This window comes from Kitasatospora sp. NPDC001159, assembly GCF_053598235.1.
Window position 1 is genome coordinate 17,242 of the sequence record NZ_JBSFJV010000085.1, and the last position, 15,886, is coordinate 33,127.

Below are 15,886 nucleotides of genomic sequence, written 5' to 3' on the forward strand. Positions count from 1 at the left end.
AACGCAGATGACCGTCACCGACACCACCGGCGCCGGCCGCGCCCAGTCCTACTACGGCGCCGGCGAGCACCCCGACCCCGAGGGCGAGCTCAACCGGCTGCGCCTGCAGGCCACCGCCTCCTGGGAGAAGGAGGCCCGGGTGATGCGCTACTTCGGGCTGCGCCCCGACATGGACGTCCTGGAGATCGGCTGCGGCCCGGGCTTCACCACCGAGCTGTTCCTGAACGACGTCCCGGACGGGTCGCTCACCTGCCTGGAGCTGGAGCCGTTCCAGATCGAGCAGGCCCGCGGCTACCTCGGTGAGCAGGACGAGAAGCGGCTGAGGATCCTCCAGGGCTCGGTGGTCGACGCCCCGCTGCCCGACGAGTCCTTCGACCTGGCGCACGCTCGCTTCGTGCTCCAGCACGTCCCCGAGCCCGAGCAGGCGCTCGCCGAGATCCGCCGGATGCTGCGCCCGGGCGGCCTGGCCGTCATCGCCGACGTGGACGACCGCCTCTGGGGCTCGGTGTTCCCGACCCCTGACCTTCCCGCCATCGAGCAGGTCATCGAGGGCCGGATCCGGATGCAGGCCGAGCGCGGCGGCGACCGGCTGATCGGCCGCCGGATCCCGCAGCTGATGCGCGCGGCCGGCTTCACCGACATCAAGGTCGAGGCGGTCGCCGTCTCCAGCGACGAGCTGGGCATGGCCGCCCTGGAGCCGCAACTCAACATCCGCTCGCGCTATGCGCTGATGGTCGACGAGAACCCGGCTGCCGCCGAGGCGGTGCGCCAACTCGCCGACGCCGTAGACGAGTTCCTCGCTCTACCGGAGGCCTCCGCGATGCTGCTGGTGTTCATGTTCTCGGGCCGCAAGCCGGAGCAGGCGTGACCACCGCCGGGCCCGACTGGGCCGTGGTCGTCAACCACGAGGAGCAGTACTCGGTCTGGCCCGCCCGGCGTGAACTGCCGGCCGGCTGGCGCGCCCTCGGGTTCACCGGCAGCCGCGACGAGTGCCTGGAGCACATCTCGACGGTCTGGACGGACCTGCGCCCACTGAGCCTGCGCCGCCGCCCCGGCGCGGCGTAGGTCCGGTCGAAGCGTCCCGAAACGCCATCACCACCAGCAACTTGCCCGAGGGGGAACCCCGTATGGCCGAGCAATCGGCAGCGTCCGCACCCCGGACCGAACCGCCCGCCCTGACCTGGCGCGCCCACGAGAGCGAGCTCGGCTTCGAGGTCGCCACGCTCCAGGCGCCGCTGGACCACACCGACCCGGACGGCCCGACGATCGGCGTCGAGGTGATCCGCCGGCCCGCCGGGGACGCCGCCCGCCGCCGCGGCACGCTGGTCTTCGTCCCCGGTGGCCCGGCCTTCGCCGGCGTCACTCTGCTGCCCTCGCACCACCGGTTCATCCCGGCCCAGGTGCGGGAGGCGTTCGACATCGTCAGCTTCGACCCGCGCGGTTCCGGCGCCAGCACGCCCGTCCAGGCCTTCGAGTCGATGGACGAGATGATGGGCCTGTTCGCCGGCCTGACCCTGCCCTTCCCGCTCGCCGAGGCGGACTGCCGGACCTGGATCGACGCCTTCACCGCCTTCGGCAAGCTCGTCCGCGAGCGCAACCCCGAGCTGCTGGCGCACATCTCCACCGCCGACACCGCCCGAGACATCGACCTGCTGCGCCGGGCCCTGGGCGAGGAGGAGATCAGCTTCTACGGTGTCTCCTACGGTTCGCTGCTCGGCCTGGTGTACGCCAACCTGTTCCCGGAGCGGGTGCGGGCGATGGCGCTGGACGGCACCATCGACCCGGTCACCTGGTACCACGACGACGCCGACCCGGGACTGAACACCCCGCTGCGGGTCGGCTTCGACCTCGCCGCCGCCCAGGGCGTCGAGCGCTTCCTCGACCGGGTCGGCGAGTCCACCAGCCCGTTCTCGGCCGGCAGCCCCGAGGCGACCCGGGCCAAGTTCGCCGAGCTGCTCGCCCGGCTGCGCGCCGAGCCGGTCCAGCTGGTCGGCCCCCAGGGCCCGGCGACGGTCGGCTACGCCACGGTGATCGCCCAGCTGTGGGTGGTGCTCTACCAGACCGCGTACTGGGCCGAGCAGGCCGAGCGGCTGCAGGACCTCTGGCTGGCCGTCGAGGCCGGCGGCGCGGAGCCGTACCGGACCCGGTTCGACTTCTCCGGCTCGCCCGAGGGCGCCGACCTGCCGCCGCTGTACGCCGCCCCGCCGGAGCAGTCGCTCGCGCTGCTCGGCGGCGACACCCCCAACCCGGAGGACCCGCAGAGCTGGTTCGCCCAGGCCAAGGCCGCCGAGGAGCGCTCCGGCGGCATGGGCCTGGTGGTCAACTGGCCCGCCGTCGCCTCGGCCGGCTGGCCCTGCGCCGCCCACCGCTACACCGGCCCGTGGGACCGGCGGACCGCCGGCCCGGCGCTGCTGATCGGCGTCACCGGGGACCCGGGCACGCCGTTCGCGGTCACCGCCCGGCTGGCCGAGACCATGCCCGGCGCCCGGCTGCTGACGGTCGAGGGGGAGGGGCACACCGTGCACTACAACCCCGACCCGCAGGTCCAGCGGCTGCTGGAGGCCTACCTGGTGGACGGCGAACTGCCGCCGGCGGGCACCGTCGTCCAGCAGCAGAACCCGCCCTTCCCGTCCGCCTGACGGAAGTCCCGCCCACCACCGACCGCACCGAACAGGGCCCCGGAGGGTTCCCATGTACCGGACGCTCATGAAGTCCAAGATCCACCGCGCCACCGTGACCCAGGCCGACCTGCACTACGTCGGCTCGCTCACCATCAGCAGCGACCTGATGGCCGCCGCCGACCTGCTGCCCGGTGAGAAGGTCGACATCGTCGACATCGACAACGGCGCCAGGCTGTCCACCTACGTCATCGAGGGCCCGGCCGACTCCGGCATCATCGGCATCAACGGCGCCGCCGCCCGGCTGATCAGCCCCGGCGACCTGGTGATCATCATCGCCTACGCCCAGGTCACCGACGAGGAGGCCCGCAGCCTGGAGCCGCGGGTGGTCTTCGTCGACGAGGCCAACAAGGCCGTCACCATCGGCTCCGACCCGGCCGAGGCGCCGGACGGCGGCGGACTGCTGCGCGGCGACGCCGTGACCGTCGTAGCTTAGGGCGTGTCAGACACACCCTGAGGCGTGTCCGCGAACCCGTCGGCACCCGCCGGGTGTTGACCTAGGTCACCACCCGGCCTCAGCACTGAACCAGCAACCTCCCGCGGCCGCGCCCGGCGCGCGGCCGCGGGCCACCCGGCCTGCCCGGCCGCTACCCGAGGAGACCGCCGTGAAGTCCGACCCGCCCATCATCGACGTCTTCCGGAGCGAGCCCGGCCGGATCAAGCGCGTCGAGATCAAGATCGTCGGCGGGAACATCCGCCTCGACTTCGCCCGCCGCGACACCGTCGCGGTCAAGGCCAAGGGCGACACCGCCACCCTCGGTGCCACCGCCACCGCCCACAAGGACGTGCTGCGCATCGGCTCCTCCTCAGCCCTGCGCTACTTCCGCCAGAAGGGCCGGATCGACCTCATCCTCGAACTGCCCGAGGAGACCGCCGTCGACATCAAGGTGTTCGGGGCCGACATCGTCGTCAACGGCGGCACCGGCCCGCTGAACGTGGACGGCTTCGCGGGTGCCATCGAGGGCACCTCCCACTCGGACAAGGTCCGGGTGAAGTTCAAGGTCGGCTCCAACGACCTCGTCCAGAAAGCCCGCTGAACCGGACGGGCCGGCCCGCCGGCGCCGCGTGCCGGTCCGCCACGAAACCCGGAGAAACCCACCATGAGCACGGCCGCCGACCCTGCCGCGATGACCCGACGCAGCCGACCCGACCGGATCCCGCTGTCCTTCGCGCAGGAACGCCTCTGGTTCCTGGAACAACTGGTCCCCGGCACCGCGGTGCAGAACGTCCCGCTGGCCGCCCGGTTGCGCGGACGGATCGACGCGGACGTGCTGCGCCGAGCCGTCGACGCCGTGGTGCGCCGGCACGAGGTGCTGCGCACCGTCTTCGAGAGCACCGACGGGGTCCCGCACCAGCGAGTCCTGCCCGCGCTGGAGATCCCGCTCGACCTGGTGGACCTCACCGGCCGCCCGGAGGGCCTGCGCGAGCGGGCGGCCACCGAGCTGCTCGCCGAACTCGCCGCCGTCCCCTTCGACCTGACCGACCCACCGCTGCTGCGCGCCACCCTGATCCGGCACGCCGAGGACGATCACACCTTCCTGCTCGTCATGCACCACATCATCTCCGACGGCTGGTCGGTGGGCGTGCTGATGCGCGAGCTCTCCGCGGCGATCACCGCGGCGGCCGCCGGAGACGACCAGGACGGCGCCGAACTGCCCATCCAATACGCCGACTTCGCGCTCTGGCAGCGCGAACGCCAGGCCGCCGGGGCGTTCGACAGGGACCTCGCCTACTGGCGCGAGCGGCTCGGCACCACGGTTCCCCCGTTGGAGCTGCCGATGGCCGCCCCGCGCACCGCCACCAGCCCGTCGATCGCGGCCGGCGGACGGGTCTCGCTGGAACTCGGTTCCGAGCTCACCGCCGCCCTCGACCGGCTCGGTCGGGCCGAGCGCGCCACCCCGTACATGACCCTGCTCGCCGCCTACGTGCTGCTGCTCCACCGGCACAGCGGCCTCGGCGAGGAGCGCTCCACCCTGGTGGTCGGCACCCCGATCGCCAACCGCAACCAGGTCGAGATCGAGGACCTGATCGGCTTCTTCGTCAACGCCCTCGCGCTGCGCTTCGACCTGGCCGAAGGCATGGACTTCCGGGCGCTGCTGCGGCACGTCCGCAAGGTCGCCATCGGCGCCTTCGCCCACCAGGACGTGCCGTTCGAGAAGCTGGTCGAGGAACTGCGTCCGGAACGGCAGATGAGCCAGGCGCCGCTGTTCCAGACCATGTTCGTGCTCCAGAACGCCGCCACAGGGGCCGCCCGGCTGCCCGGCCTGGAGATCACCCCGGTCGACGTGCACACCGCCACTGCCAAGTTCGACCTGCTGCTCGCGGTCACCCCGCGCGACGGCGCACTGCATGCCACCCTGGAGTACGACGCCACCCGCTTCGACGAGGACACCGCCGTCCGGCTCCTCGACCGCTACCGAACGCTGCTGGAGTCCGTGGTCGCCGACCCCGGCGCCGACCTCGCCGACCTGCCGATGCTCCCCGCCGCCGAGCGCGCCGAACTGCTGCACGCCGGCCGCCGCCGGGCCGCCCACCCCGGCGCGGCCACCCTGCACGGCCGGTTCGCCGAGCAGGCCGCCCGCACCCCGGACCGGACCGCGGTGAGCTTCCGCGACGAGCACCTCAGCTACGCCGAACTCGACTCCCGGGCCGCCGAGTTGGCCGCCCGGCTGGCTGCCGAGGGGGTGCGGCCGGGGGATCGGGTCGCGCTCTTCCTGGACCGCTCGACGGACACCGTCGCCGCCATCCTCGCCGTGCTGCGCACCGGCGCCGCGTACGTGCCGATGGATGCCGCCTACCCGACCGCCCGGCTGCACGCGATCCTGTGCGACGCCCGCCCGGCGCTGGTGCTCGCCCAGCGCCGGATGCTCGACCAGCTCCCCGACCACACCGCCCGGGTGCTCTGCGTGGACGACTCGCCCGAGGCCCCCGCCGAGGCGGCCGAGGCCCCCGCCGTCGCGGGCGACCCGGACGCCGGCGCGTACGTCATCTACACCTCCGGCTCCACCGGCACCCCCAAGGGCGTGCTGATCAGCCACCGCAACGTGGTCCGGCTCTTCGAGGCGACCCGCGAGCTGTTCGCCTTCGACGACCGGGACGTGTGGACCATGTTCCACTCCTACGCATTCGACTTCGCGGTCTGGGAGATGTGGGGCGCGCTGCTGCACGGCGGCCGGGTCGTGGTGGTCCCCACCGACACCGCCCGCTCCGCCGAGGCCTACTACGCCCTGGTCCGCGACGAGCGGGTCACTGTGCTCAACCAGACCCCCTCCGCGTTCGTCCACTTCGCCGCGGTCGACGCCCGCGAGGGTTCCGAACTCGCCCTGCGGGCCGTGGTGTTCGGCGGCGAGGCGCTGGAGCTCGGCACCCTGCGGCAGTGGATCGCCCGGCACGGCGACGACCGGCCGCGGCTGGTGAACATGTACGGCATCACCGAGACCACCGTGCACGTCACCCACCGCACCATCCGCGCCGCCGACCTCGACCAGCCCGGTCGCAGCCCCATCGGCGAGCCGCTGTCCGACCTGGAGCTGTACGTTCTGGACGCCAGCGGCGCCCAGCTGATGCCGCACGGTGTTCCCGGCGAACTCCACGTCGGCGGCGCCGGGTTGGCGGCCGGGTACCTCGGCGACCCGACCCGCAGCGCGCAGCGTTTCGTCCCCCACCCGTTCGCTGCCGAGCCCGGCGCCCGGCTCTACCGCACCGGCGACCTCGCCCGGGCACTGCCCTCGGGCGACATCGAGTACCTCGGCCGGATCGACCACCAGGTCAAGATCCGCGGCTTCCGGATCGAGACCGGCGAGATCGAGGCCGGGTTGCTCGCCCACCCCGCCGTCACCGCCGCCGTGGTGACCCCGCACCGCACCGAAGGCGGCGATCGCCGCCTGGTCGCCTACGTGGTCGCCGACCCGGCAGCCATCGACGCCGAGCCTGCCGCGGGCGCCCCGGAGACCGCCGCCCGCGAGCAGATCGACGAGTGGGAGCTGGTCTTCGACGGCATGTACGGTTCCCAACAGGGCACCCTGGCCGACGACTTCGACATCACCGGCTGGAACAGCACCTACACCAACGAGCCGCTGCCTGCCGAGCAGATGCGCGAGTGGGTGGACACCACGGTCGCGGCGATCTCCGGCCTTAGCCCCCGCCGGGTGCTGGAGATCGGCTGCGGCACCGGCCTGCTGCTCCAGCGGCTCGCCCCGGTCGCCCTGGACTACACCGGCACCGACCTGTCGGCCGGGGCGATCGCGGCCCTGAAGAACCGGGTCGGCGCGGAGAACGTCACCCTGGTCCACCAGAGCGCCGACGTCGTCGAGGGCTTGCCCACCGGGCACTTCGACACCGTGGTGCTCAACTCCGTCGCCCAGTACTTCCCCGACGTCCACTACCTCACCACGGTGCTCACCCGGGCCGCCGGGATCCTGCCGGACGGCGCCACCCTGTTCATCGGCGACCTGCGCGACCTGCGACTGCTGGAGGCCTTCCACCTGTCCGTCGAGCTGTTCCGCGCCGACGACGACATGCCGCTCACCCAGCTGCGCGAGCAGATCGCCCGCCGGATCCTGGAGGAGGACGAACTCCTCTGCGACCCGCGCTACTTCCACGCGCTGCGCCAGACCATCCCGCGGCTCGGCGCGATCGAGATCCGCCCCCGGCGCGGCCGCCACCGCAACGAGATGAGCTGCTTCCGCTACGACGCGGTGCTGTACCTCGGTGACGGCCCGGCCGGCACCGATCAGGCGCCCGCCGACTGGTCCGCCGACGCCGCCGACCCGGCCGGCCTGGAGCGACTGCTCGCCGGGCGCCGGGCGGCCGACGGAGAGCTGCGGGTGACCGCGATCCCCAACCCGCGTACCGCCGCCGAGCTGCGCGCCCTGGACCTGCTGGCCGCCGCCGGCGCCGGGGCGACCGTGCTCGACCTGCGCCGCGAACTCGACCGCACCCCGGCCGCCGGGATGGAGATCGAGGACGTCCACGAGCTGGCCGAGCGCCTCGGCCACCGGGTCCGCTTCGAGTGGAACGAGCAGCGGCCCGGCGACTACGACGCGGTGTTCACCCTGGCCGGCACCCCGGCCCCGACCACCCCGCGCCCGGCCGCCGCCGTCGCAGCCGAAGGCCTGCCCGAGGAGTGGGCGAACGACCCGATGCAGGCCCGCCGACGCCGTCAACTCATCCCGGCAATGCGGGAGTTCCTCAAGGCGAAGGTCCCGCACTACATGGTGCCGTCCGGCTTCGTGATGCTGGACCGACTGCCGCTGACCCCCAACGGCAAGGTGGACCGGGCCGCGCTCCCGCTGCCCGACGCCGAGCGCGCGGTGCGCCACAGCGGCTACACCGCCCCGCGCACCGACACCGAGCGGATCGTCACCGAGCTGTGCGCCGCCGTGCTCGGCGTCGACCGGGTCGGCGCCGAGGACAACTTCTTCGAGCTCGGCGGCCACTCGCTGCTCGCCACCCGGTTCGTCTTCCGGCTCGGCGAGGAGTTCGGCGCCCCGATCCCGCTGCGGGTGTTGTTCGAGTCCCCGACCATGGCGGGCATCGCCGCCGCCGTCGACGGCTTCACGGCCGGCGCGCCGACCGGCACCGAGACCGAACTCGCCGCCGAGGTGCGCCTGGCCGCGGACATCGTCCCGGCCGCCGAGGTGGTGACGGCCGCCGCCGAGCCGCGAGCGGTGCTGCTCACCGGCGCCACCGGCTTCCTCGGCGCCTTCCTGCTGCGCGAGCTGCTCACCGCCACCACCGCCCGGGTGCACTGCCTGGTCCGCGGCGCGGACGAGGACGCCGCCCGCAAGCGTCTGCTGGCCGTCCTGGACGGCTACGGGCTGCGCGGCCCGGCGCTGCCCGAGGAGCGGATCTCCGTCCTTGCCGGCGACCTGGCCCGGCCGCGGCTGGGCCTGGGCGAGGAGCGCTTCGACGAGCTTGCCCGGACGGTGGACGCGGTGTACCACGCCGGTGCCTCGGTCAATCTGGTGTACCCGTACGCCGAGCTGAAGGCCGCGAACGTCACCGGCACCGAGGACGTGCTGCGGCTGGCGGCCCGGCACCGCACCGTCCCGGTGCACCACGTCTCCACCATCGGCGTCTTCGGCGCCTCAGCCCCGGTGCTCGCCCCCGGCGGCGGCATCGCCGAGTCCGCGCCGACCGGCCCGGCCGCCGAGCTCGGCACCGGGTACACCCGCAGCAAGTGGGTGGCCGAGGAGGTGGTCGGGCTGGCCCGCAGGCGCGGCCTGCCGGTCTCGGTGTACCGGCCGTCGCGGATCAGCGGCGACACCCGCACCGGCGCCTGCCAGACCGACGACTACCTGTGGCGGGTACTGAAGGGCTGCGTCCAGGCCAAGGCCGCGCCGGCGGGCGCCACCATGGCCATCGACCTGGTCCCGGTCGACTTCGTCGCGGGCGCCTTGGTGGCCGCCTCGCGCCGGGCGGAGGCCGCCAACGGCGTCTACCACCTGACCAACCACCGCCGGGTCCCGCTCACCGCGGTGCTGGGCCACCTGCGCGAGTACGGCTTCGAGCTGGCCGAGTTGCCGTTCGAGCAGTGGTGCGAGGCGGTCGGCGCCGACCCGGAGAACGCGGCCTATCCGCTGCTCGGGGTGCTGACCGATAGCGGCGGGGGCGTGCCGGACGCGCTGTTCGACGCGACCGGCACCGAACGGGCGCTGGCCGGGACGGGTGTCACCCTGCCGGTGGTGGACCGCGAGCTGTTCACCGTCTACCTGGACTGGTTCGTCAAGGCGGGCTACCTCCCGGCGCCCAGCGCCGGCTGACCCGACAGGCACGGCGAGGGGCCCTGCCACCACGAGTGGTGGCAGGGCCCCTCGCCGTGCCTGTCGGCGCCCCGGCTTCCGGCCCGGGACTCCTTACCGTATTCTTACCTGCAGTCAGCTCAACGCGCGGCCGACAGGCGGGCGTTCATGCCCTCCAGCATGGACCGCACGCCCAGTTCGTAGAGCGTGTCGGGGCCGATCGTCTGGTCCTGCTCCTGCCAGGCCTCGGCGACATGGGGGAGAGCCGAAGTGTGCTGGTCCAGGGCGTCCGCCTGGTACGGGGTCTCCCCGCCGAAGGGCTCGCCGGCCTCCGCGAGCACGTGGCCGATGGTGAACTCGACCACGCAGGTGACCATGTGGACGGCCGCCAACAGGTCGATCCCGGCGTCGGTGAAGACCGCCAGGATGCGCTCGAACGGGGCGAGTGCCTCGGGGCTGCGCACCGGCCTGGTGGAGATGACGGGCAGCGCGTGCGGGTGGCGGCGCAGTACGTCGCGGTAGGTCTGCATCACCAGGGTCGCACGGTCCGCCCAGGCGGCCGGGTCGCCGTCGGCGAGGTCCAACGCGTCGAGCTGGGCGCCGAGTTCGCGCTGGATGGCCTCGACGACCCCGTCGAAGAGGGCGGCCTTGTTCGGCAGGTGGTAGTAGACGGCCATCGGGTCCACGCCGAGCTGGGCACCCAGTTTGCGCATGGAAAGCGAGTCGAGCCCGCCGCTGTCGATGATCTCCAGTGCCGTGGTGATGATCAGATCCCGGTTCAACGCGACCCGGGTGCCCCGGGTGCCGCCCCTCGGGGCGGCGGTGCCTGTTCGCCGCCGGCGCTGGGGCGTCGCGTCCTCACTCATGTTGGGCTGCCTCACGGGTTGGGTGTCGGGGATGGGGGTGTACCAACGGACCGCAGCTGGCGCGGTCCGTCGGGGACATTCCGTCAGAATACATTCGGCGCTCGTACGAAATGCCTCTTGGCCCGGCGGGGGTCCGGGCCAAGAGGGGTTTCGGGGGATCGGCCGAGGGGGCCGATCAGGTGGTGCCGACCTTCGCCTCGCTCGCGTTGAAGCGGAAGGCGGCGACGGCGGCGAAGAGGACCGCGAAGCCGGCCAGCACCGCCAGGTTGAGTCCGACATCGGACAGCGTGCCGTGCTTGAGCGTGACCTTCTTCAGCGCGTCCAGCGCCCAGTACGGCGGCATGCACTTGGCGATGCCGTGGGTCCAGCCGGGCAGGGTGTCGGACGGGGCCAGCGCGCCGCCGAGGCCCGCCATCACCATGCCGCTGACGCTGCCGATGGCGAGCGCCTGGTCCATCGTGTTGAAGACCGCGACCAGCATGGCGCCGAAGAAGACCAGCACCGCGACCAGCACCACCAGGATCGCGGCCAGGGCCAGCACCGATCCGTTGGGGGAGTAGTCGAAGATCAGGTTGCCGAGCGCGAACAGCACCACCATCTGCAGCAGGTAGCAGAAGTAGAGCGGGGTCAGCTTGCCCACCAGCAGGTCCATGGTGGACGCGGAGCTGGCGCGCAGCCGGTCCCAGGTGCCCCAGGCGTGCTCCTTGAAGAACAGCGTTCCGATCATGGTGATGCCGAAGAAGGCGAACAGCACGGCCATCCCGGGGATGGTCTGCTCCGCGCCCGAGGCGCCGGAGAAGCCCTGGTCGTTCAGGGTGGCCTTGGTGTTGGGTGTGAGGAAGGCTGCCAGCAGCAGCGGCATCACGATGGTGGTGATCATCGGGGCCGGGTCGGTGAGCACCAGCTTCAGGCCGGACCGGGCGATGACCAGGCTACGCCGGGACAGCATCGAGCACCTCCGTCTGCTCGGCGGCCTGCTCGCCGGTGATCGCGACGTACGCGGTCTCCAGGCTCGGGCGCCGCAGGTCGATCCCGGTGAGCCGGCCGGCGGCGTCCCCGAGTTCGGACATGATCCGGGCGATCTCCACCCCGGGGTTGGCGGCGGCCTCGTTGGACACCAGCGTGTCGCCCTCGGCTCGCCAGGACGGCAGCGACACCTGCGGCGCCGTACCGTCGAACTGCAGCACCACCGATGAGGTGCCGTGGTCGCGGACGATCTCCTCGATCGAGCCGCGGGCCACGATGCGGCCGCCGTGCAGCACCGCGATGTCCGCCCCCAACTGCTCCAACTCGGGCATGTAGTGGGTGGTGTAGACGACGGCGCTGCCGTTGGCGGCGAGGTCCCGGACGACGTCCAGGATGCCGGTGCGGGACTGCACGTCCGCCCCGACCGTCGGCTCGTCCAGGAAGAGCACGTCCGGACGGTGGGTGATCGCCATGCCGGTGTGCAGACGGCGCTTCTGGCCGCCGGACAGCACCTCGGCCTTGCGCGGCAGCAGGTCGGTCAGGTCCAGCAGTCGCGCCACTTCCTCGACCCGGGCCTTGGCGTCGCGCTTGCCGAGCCCGGCGAGGCTGGCGAACAGCTTGAGGTTGTCGGCGACCGAGAGGGTCGGGTAGATCCCGAGGTCCTGCGGCGCGATGCCCAGCCGGCCCTGGGCCTTGGCCGGGTGGCGGTGCACGTCGGTGCCGGAGATGCGCACGGATCCGGCATCGGGCGTACGCAGGCCGGCGGAGATCGACACCAGGGTCGACTTGCCGGCGCCGTTGGCCCCGAGCAGGCCCAGGATCTGACCCGGGCGGACCTCCAGATCCACCCCGCGGAGGATCTCCCGGTCGCCGTAGCGCTTCTCCAGGCCCTCTATCTCCAGCATGGTACGTCCTTCGCGAACACGAGCTCTCCTTCATCCGGCGTGGATTCTACGCCGTAGGACTATGTCGTAGAATCTACAACGTAGAAACACCTCGCCGCAACACCGGGTCACGAAGCGCCTACTCGACCCGGGGGCGGTGGGCGGGATCTGACGGTCCAACAGAACGCTTTCCATGCAGGCGAACGAAGGGTCAACACCCATGTCAGGCAGCAGCACCCTGATCGACAGCCGCTGGCTCCGCCGGTACCACCCCACGGAGGGCGCCGCGGCCCGGTTGGTCTGCTTCCCGCACGCCGGCGGCTCGGCCGGCTACTTCCACCCGCTGTCCGCCGCGGTCTCCCCGTACGCCGACGTGCTGTGCGTCCAGTACCCGGGGCGGCAGGACCGCCGCACCGAGCCGGGGGTCACCTCGATCGCGGAGCTGGCCGACCGCCTCTACCGGGTGCTGCGCCCGTGCGCGGACCGGCCGTTGACCTTCTTCGGGCACAGCATGGGTGCGGTGCTCGCCTTCGAGGTGGCGCGCCGCTTTGCCCGGGACGGCCTGGACGCCCCGGCCCACCTGTTCGCCTCCGGGCGCCGTGCGCCCTCGCTGAACCGTGACGAGCGGGTCCACCTGCTCTCCGACGAGGAACTGCTCGCCGAGCTACTGGTGCTCGGCGGCACCAGCGAACAGGTGCTGGCGGACCCGGAGTTGCGGGAGATGATCCTGCCGCCGCTGCGCAGCGACTACACCGCGATCGAGACCTACCGCGGCGAGGTGGGTGCGGTGCTGGACTGCCCGACCACCGCGCTGACCGGGGACGCCGACCCGCGAGTCACGGTCGACGAGGCCCGCGCCTGGGAGCGCCACACGAGCGCGGCCTTCGACCTGCGGGTCTTCCCGGGCGGGCACTTCTACCTTGCGGACCAGGCCCCGGCGGTGCTCGGCCTGATCATCGCCCAGCTGGTCGGCGCCCCGGCCGGCCGCTGAGGAATACCCCTACCCGGTAACCCGGGACGCCTCCGGCGGGCTCGCGCCGCCGGAGGCGTCCCGGGTCGTGCTGTGTTCGAGCGCTACGACCGCACCAGGCGGGCGATGGCCTGGTTGGCCTCGCGGATCTTGCTGCTCGCCTCCTGGCCGCCCTCGGCGATGGCGTCCCGGACGCAGCATTCGATGTGCTCGTCCAGGAGTTGGAGGGCGAAGGACTGCAGGGCACGGCTGGCCGCGGAGACCTGGGTGAGGACGTCGATGCAGTAGGTGTCCTGTTCGACCATGCGCTGCAGACCGCGGATCTGGCCCTCGATGCGGCGGAGCCGCTTGAGGAAATCGTCCTTGTGGGGGCTGTAGCTGGCCATGGCCGTCTCCGGTTCCTGTGCGGTGAGGAGTGTTCTCACTCTACCGGGGCGCGGTGGGGGGGGAGCCGGCTCGAACGTGCGGGGCGCCGTCCGGGCCGACGGGCGGTCAGCCGTCGAGGCGGCCGACCAGGTCGTAGCCGGCTTCGTCGACGGCGGCGGCGACGTCGCCGTCGACGAGCGGCTTGGTGCTGTCGACGGTGACCTGTCCGGTGGCGAGGTCGACCGCGACCTCGGTGACGCCGTCGACCTTCTTCAGCTCGGCGGTCACCGAGGTGACGCAGTGGCCGCAGGTCATGCCTGTCACCTGGAAGACCGTGCGCTCGGCGGAGGGGGTGGCGGGGGCCTTGGCGGCGTCGGTGCCGCACGAGCCGCAGCAGGAGGAGGCCTCGGTGGCGGAGGACTCGATGGTGACGGTGGTCTCGCTCATGGTGCTTCTCCTGTCGGTCGGTGCGTGCGGCGCCTTCCGGAGTGGCCCGGGCGGCTGCTTCGCATGAGAAGATACCATACCCCCCTAGGGTAAGGCGCGGTTTCGGATCGGCGGCCCGGAACGCGGCGGACTCGGCCCGGAGCGGCCTCGGACCCGGCCGGCTGAGCGGGTCCGCGGCCGCCCCTCGTCCCGAGCGGCGGCCGCGTCCTCCACCGGCTCTCGACTGTGTCTCAAGTCCGCCTTGTGGCAGCGCTGTTGCGGTCGAAGGGCAGGATGGGCGCGGTCGCCCGCGCGTCGGGCCGGCCGCCGTCCAGGACAGCCGACCGACCCCACCACACGAGGTGAAATCCATGGACCAGACCCCCCGGAGCGGCCCGCGCGGCCTGCGCGAGATCCTCGCGTCCGGTGAGCGGATGTACTCCTTCGAGTTCTTCCCGGCCAAGGACGAGGCCGGCGAGCGCGCCCTGTGGGCCGCGATCCGTCGGGTGGAGGCGGTCGCGCCGACCTTCGTCTCGGTCACCTACGGCGCCGGCGGCTCCTCGCGCGACCGCACGATCGGCACCACCGAGAGGATCGCCGCGCAGACCACCCTGCGCCCGGTCGCCCACCTGACCGCCGTCGGCCACTCCACCGCCGAACTCCAGGCCATCCTGCGGCGCTACGCCGACGTCGGGATCCGCGACGTGCTCGCGCTGCGCGGCGACCCGCCCGGCAACCCGAACGGCGCCTGGGAGCCGCACCCGCAGGGCCTGCGCTACGCGGTCGAGCTGGTCCGGCTGGTCAAGGAGTTCGGCGCCTTCACGGTCGGCGTGGCGGCCTTCCCGGAGCGCCACCCGCGCTCGGCGGACTGGGAGGACGACATCCGGCACTTCACCGCCAAGTGCCGGGCGGGCGCCGACTACGCCGTCACGCAGATGTTCTTCGGGGTCGAGCACTACCTGCGGCTGCGCGACCGGCTGGCCGCGGCGGGCTGCGACACCCCGGTCATCCCGGAGATCATGCCCGCCACCGACGTGCGCCAGATCGCCCGCTTCGCCGAGCTGAGCGGCGCCTCCTTCCCGGCCGACCTGGCGGGGAAGCTGGAGGCGGCCCGCGGCGACCGCGCGGCGGCACACCGGATCGGCGTCGAGCACGCGACCCGGATGGCCGAGCAGTTGCTCCAGGAGGGGGCGCCCGGCCTGCACTTCATCACCCTGAACCGCTCAACCGCCGCCCTGGAGATCCACCGCAACCTCGGGCTGGACCGCCTCCCGCGCGAGCGCGCGGCCCGACCGGCAGCGGTGATCGCCGCGGCGGCGCCGAGGTAAGCGTCATTCTGACGGTCATCCAGGTCGGACACGGCGCCGGGCGCTGCAAAGACGCCCCTCTCCGCGGAGGAGAGGGGCATCTCGCGTTTCCAGCCGAATCAGGTCTTGCGGTGCTTGCCCACGCGGGTCTTGCGTAGCTGAGGTGCCGACATGTGGACCACCCCATCGCCCTCGACCCCGTTCAGCACTCGTTGGGCGGCGGCGTAGTCGGCCGCGATCGACTCCGGTACCCACTGGTAGCCGTCCCGACGGGAGAGCGGGCGGGGAAGGTGCTGATGCGAGTGGGCGGCGGCCTCGAAGCCGCGTCGAGCCCGCTTCCGGCGGGCCGGGATCGCTCCCGTGCTCCGGGCGGTGCTGTCACCACTCGTGGCGGTGGCCGATCACCCGGAAGCTGCCCACGGCGCCATCGCAATCGAAGGCGCCACCGAAACCGAACGAGTCCTCGTCGCCGTGCCGGGTCACCACGCCGTTGGTGGCGCTGCGGGGGCCCACGGTGGCGACCGGACCGCCGTTGTCGCAGTTGAAGCCACGGAAAACCTCGACGGTCTTCCAGCTCTCGTTGAGAATGTTGAAACTTCTGGCGCCCAGGCCGCTGGCCACGGTGATGCAGCCCTCGGCGCTCGCGGTTGTCCCACACGGCGGGGCGAAGTCCGCGGAAG

14 protein-coding genes and 1 pseudogene are annotated in these 15,886 nt (G+C 72.6%); 8 read left to right on the forward strand and 7 right to left on the reverse strand.

Features of this window, described 5'->3' with window-relative positions:
• The first annotated feature begins 7 nt into the window (after positions 1-7).
• The 6 genes from ACWC9T_RS31580 (at position 8) to ACWC9T_RS31605 (ending at position 9,442) form a co-directional block, all read left to right on the forward strand.
• The gene (locus ACWC9T_RS31580; protein WP_449824473.1) at positions 8-868 is read left to right on the forward strand and encodes a class I SAM-dependent methyltransferase; all 861 of its coding nucleotides are present in this window, start codon (positions 8-10) and stop codon (positions 866-868) included.
• Entirely contained in the window at positions 865-1,065 is a 201-nt protein-coding gene (locus ACWC9T_RS31585) for an MbtH family protein (RefSeq protein WP_449824474.1), read from the forward strand. The genes ACWC9T_RS31580 and ACWC9T_RS31585 overlap by 4 nt, the downstream gene beginning before the upstream one ends.
• Before the next feature lie 62 nt (positions 1,066-1,127).
• A complete protein-coding gene (locus ACWC9T_RS31590; protein ID WP_449824475.1) occupies positions 1,128-2,639 on the forward strand; it encodes an alpha/beta hydrolase in 1,512 nt (503 codons plus the stop codon).
• 52 nt (positions 2,640-2,691) lie between these two features.
• Positions 2,692-3,114: an aspartate 1-decarboxylase gene (gene panD / locus ACWC9T_RS31595; RefSeq protein WP_449824476.1), complete on the forward strand. Its 423-nt coding sequence runs from the start codon at positions 2,692-2,694 to the stop codon at positions 3,112-3,114.
• Positions 3,115-3,283: 169 nt separating this feature from the next.
• On the forward strand, positions 3,284-3,715 hold the full coding sequence (locus ACWC9T_RS31600) for a hypothetical protein (protein ID WP_449824477.1): 432 nt from the start codon (positions 3,284-3,286) through the stop codon (positions 3,713-3,715).
• A 63-nt stretch (positions 3,716-3,778) separates the two neighbouring features.
• Positions 3,779-9,442, forward strand: a complete 5,664-nt coding sequence (locus ACWC9T_RS31605; protein WP_449824478.1) for an amino acid adenylation domain-containing protein — start codon at positions 3,779-3,781, stop codon at positions 9,440-9,442.
• Positions 9,443-9,561: 119 nt separating this feature from the next.
• Here the strand turns inward: ACWC9T_RS31605 and ACWC9T_RS31610 are convergent, their stop codons facing one another.
• The 3 genes from ACWC9T_RS31610 to ACWC9T_RS31620 all read right to left on the reverse strand — a co-directional run bounded on the left by ACWC9T_RS31610 (position 9,562) and on the right by ACWC9T_RS31620 (position 12,158).
• Positions 9,562-10,287 (reverse strand): TetR/AcrR family transcriptional regulator, encoded by a 726-nt coding sequence (locus ACWC9T_RS31610; RefSeq protein WP_449824479.1) that lies wholly within the window; start codon positions 10,285-10,287, stop codon positions 9,562-9,564.
• 175 nt (positions 10,288-10,462) lie between these two features.
• Positions 10,463-11,236: an ABC transporter permease gene (locus ACWC9T_RS31615; protein ID WP_449824480.1), complete on the reverse strand. Its 774-nt coding sequence runs from the start codon at positions 11,234-11,236 to the stop codon at positions 10,463-10,465.
• Entirely contained in the window at positions 11,220-12,158 is a 939-nt protein-coding gene (locus ACWC9T_RS31620; RefSeq protein WP_449824481.1) for an ABC transporter ATP-binding protein, read from the reverse strand. Before ACWC9T_RS31620 ends, ACWC9T_RS31615 begins: the two co-directional genes overlap by 17 nt.
• A gap of 199 nt (positions 12,159-12,357) precedes the next feature.
• Here ACWC9T_RS31620 and ACWC9T_RS31625 point away from each other — a divergent pair, with 199 nt between their 5' ends.
• The gene (locus ACWC9T_RS31625; protein WP_449824482.1) at positions 12,358-13,128 is read left to right on the forward strand and encodes a thioesterase II family protein; all 771 of its coding nucleotides are present in this window, start codon (positions 12,358-12,360) and stop codon (positions 13,126-13,128) included.
• Between the two features lie 83 nt (positions 13,129-13,211).
• Here ACWC9T_RS31625 and ACWC9T_RS31630 read toward each other — a convergent pair whose 3' ends face one another.
• Positions 13,212-13,532, reverse strand: coding sequence for a metal-sensitive transcriptional regulator (locus ACWC9T_RS31630; RefSeq protein ID WP_449824483.1), 321 nt, complete (start codon positions 13,530-13,532; stop codon positions 13,212-13,214).
• A gap of 67 nt (positions 13,533-13,599) precedes the next feature.
• Positions 13,600-13,920 (reverse strand): heavy-metal-associated domain-containing protein, encoded by a 321-nt coding sequence (locus tag ACWC9T_RS31635; RefSeq protein WP_449824484.1) that lies wholly within the window; start codon positions 13,918-13,920, stop codon positions 13,600-13,602.
• Between the two features lie 350 nt (positions 13,921-14,270).
• On the opposite strand from ACWC9T_RS31635, the gene metF reads away from it, so the two are divergent.
• Positions 14,271-15,227, forward strand: a complete 957-nt coding sequence (metF, locus tag ACWC9T_RS31640) for a methylenetetrahydrofolate reductase [NAD(P)H] (protein WP_449824485.1) — start codon at positions 14,271-14,273, stop codon at positions 15,225-15,227.
• 98 nt (positions 15,228-15,325) lie between these two features.
• On the opposite strand, the gene ACWC9T_RS31645 is transcribed toward metF, so the two are convergent.
• On the reverse strand, positions 15,326-15,559 hold the full coding sequence (locus tag ACWC9T_RS31645) for a DUF6087 family protein (RefSeq protein ID WP_449824486.1): 234 nt from the start codon (positions 15,557-15,559) through the stop codon (positions 15,326-15,328).
• 25 nt (positions 15,560-15,584) lie between these two features.
• Positions 15,585-15,886: pseudogene (locus ACWC9T_RS31650) on the reverse strand (hypothetical protein); the annotation flags it as partial.

Excerpts from the sequence above, each read along its gene's own strand:
- ACWC9T_RS31580 (WP_449824473.1), top strand. The coding sequence starts at position 8 with ATGACCGTCACCGACACCACCGGCGCCGGCCGCGCCCAGTCCTACTAC.
- ACWC9T_RS31590 (WP_449824475.1), top strand. The coding sequence starts at position 1,128 with ATGGCCGAGCAATCGGCAGCGTCCGCACCCCGGACCGAACCGCCCGCC.
- panD (WP_449824476.1), top strand. The coding sequence starts at position 2,692 with ATGTACCGGACGCTCATGAAGTCCAAGATCCACCGCGCCACCGTGACC.
- ACWC9T_RS31605 (WP_449824478.1), top strand. The coding sequence starts at position 3,779 with ATGAGCACGGCCGCCGACCCTGCCGCGATGACCCGACGCAGCCGACCC.
- ACWC9T_RS31610 (WP_449824479.1), bottom strand. The coding sequence starts at position 10,287 with ATGAGTGAGGACGCGACGCCCCAGCGCCGGCGGCGAACAGGCACCGCC.
- ACWC9T_RS31615 (WP_449824480.1), bottom strand. The coding sequence starts at position 11,236 with ATGCTGTCCCGGCGTAGCCTGGTCATCGCCCGGTCCGGCCTGAAGCTG.
- ACWC9T_RS31620 (WP_449824481.1), bottom strand. The coding sequence starts at position 12,158 with ATGCTGGAGATAGAGGGCCTGGAGAAGCGCTACGGCGACCGGGAGATC.
- ACWC9T_RS31625 (WP_449824482.1), top strand. The coding sequence starts at position 12,358 with ATGTCAGGCAGCAGCACCCTGATCGACAGCCGCTGGCTCCGCCGGTAC.
- ACWC9T_RS31635 (WP_449824484.1), bottom strand. The coding sequence starts at position 13,920 with ATGAGCGAGACCACCGTCACCATCGAGTCCTCCGCCACCGAGGCCTCC.
- metF (WP_449824485.1), top strand. The coding sequence starts at position 14,271 with ATGGACCAGACCCCCCGGAGCGGCCCGCGCGGCCTGCGCGAGATCCTC.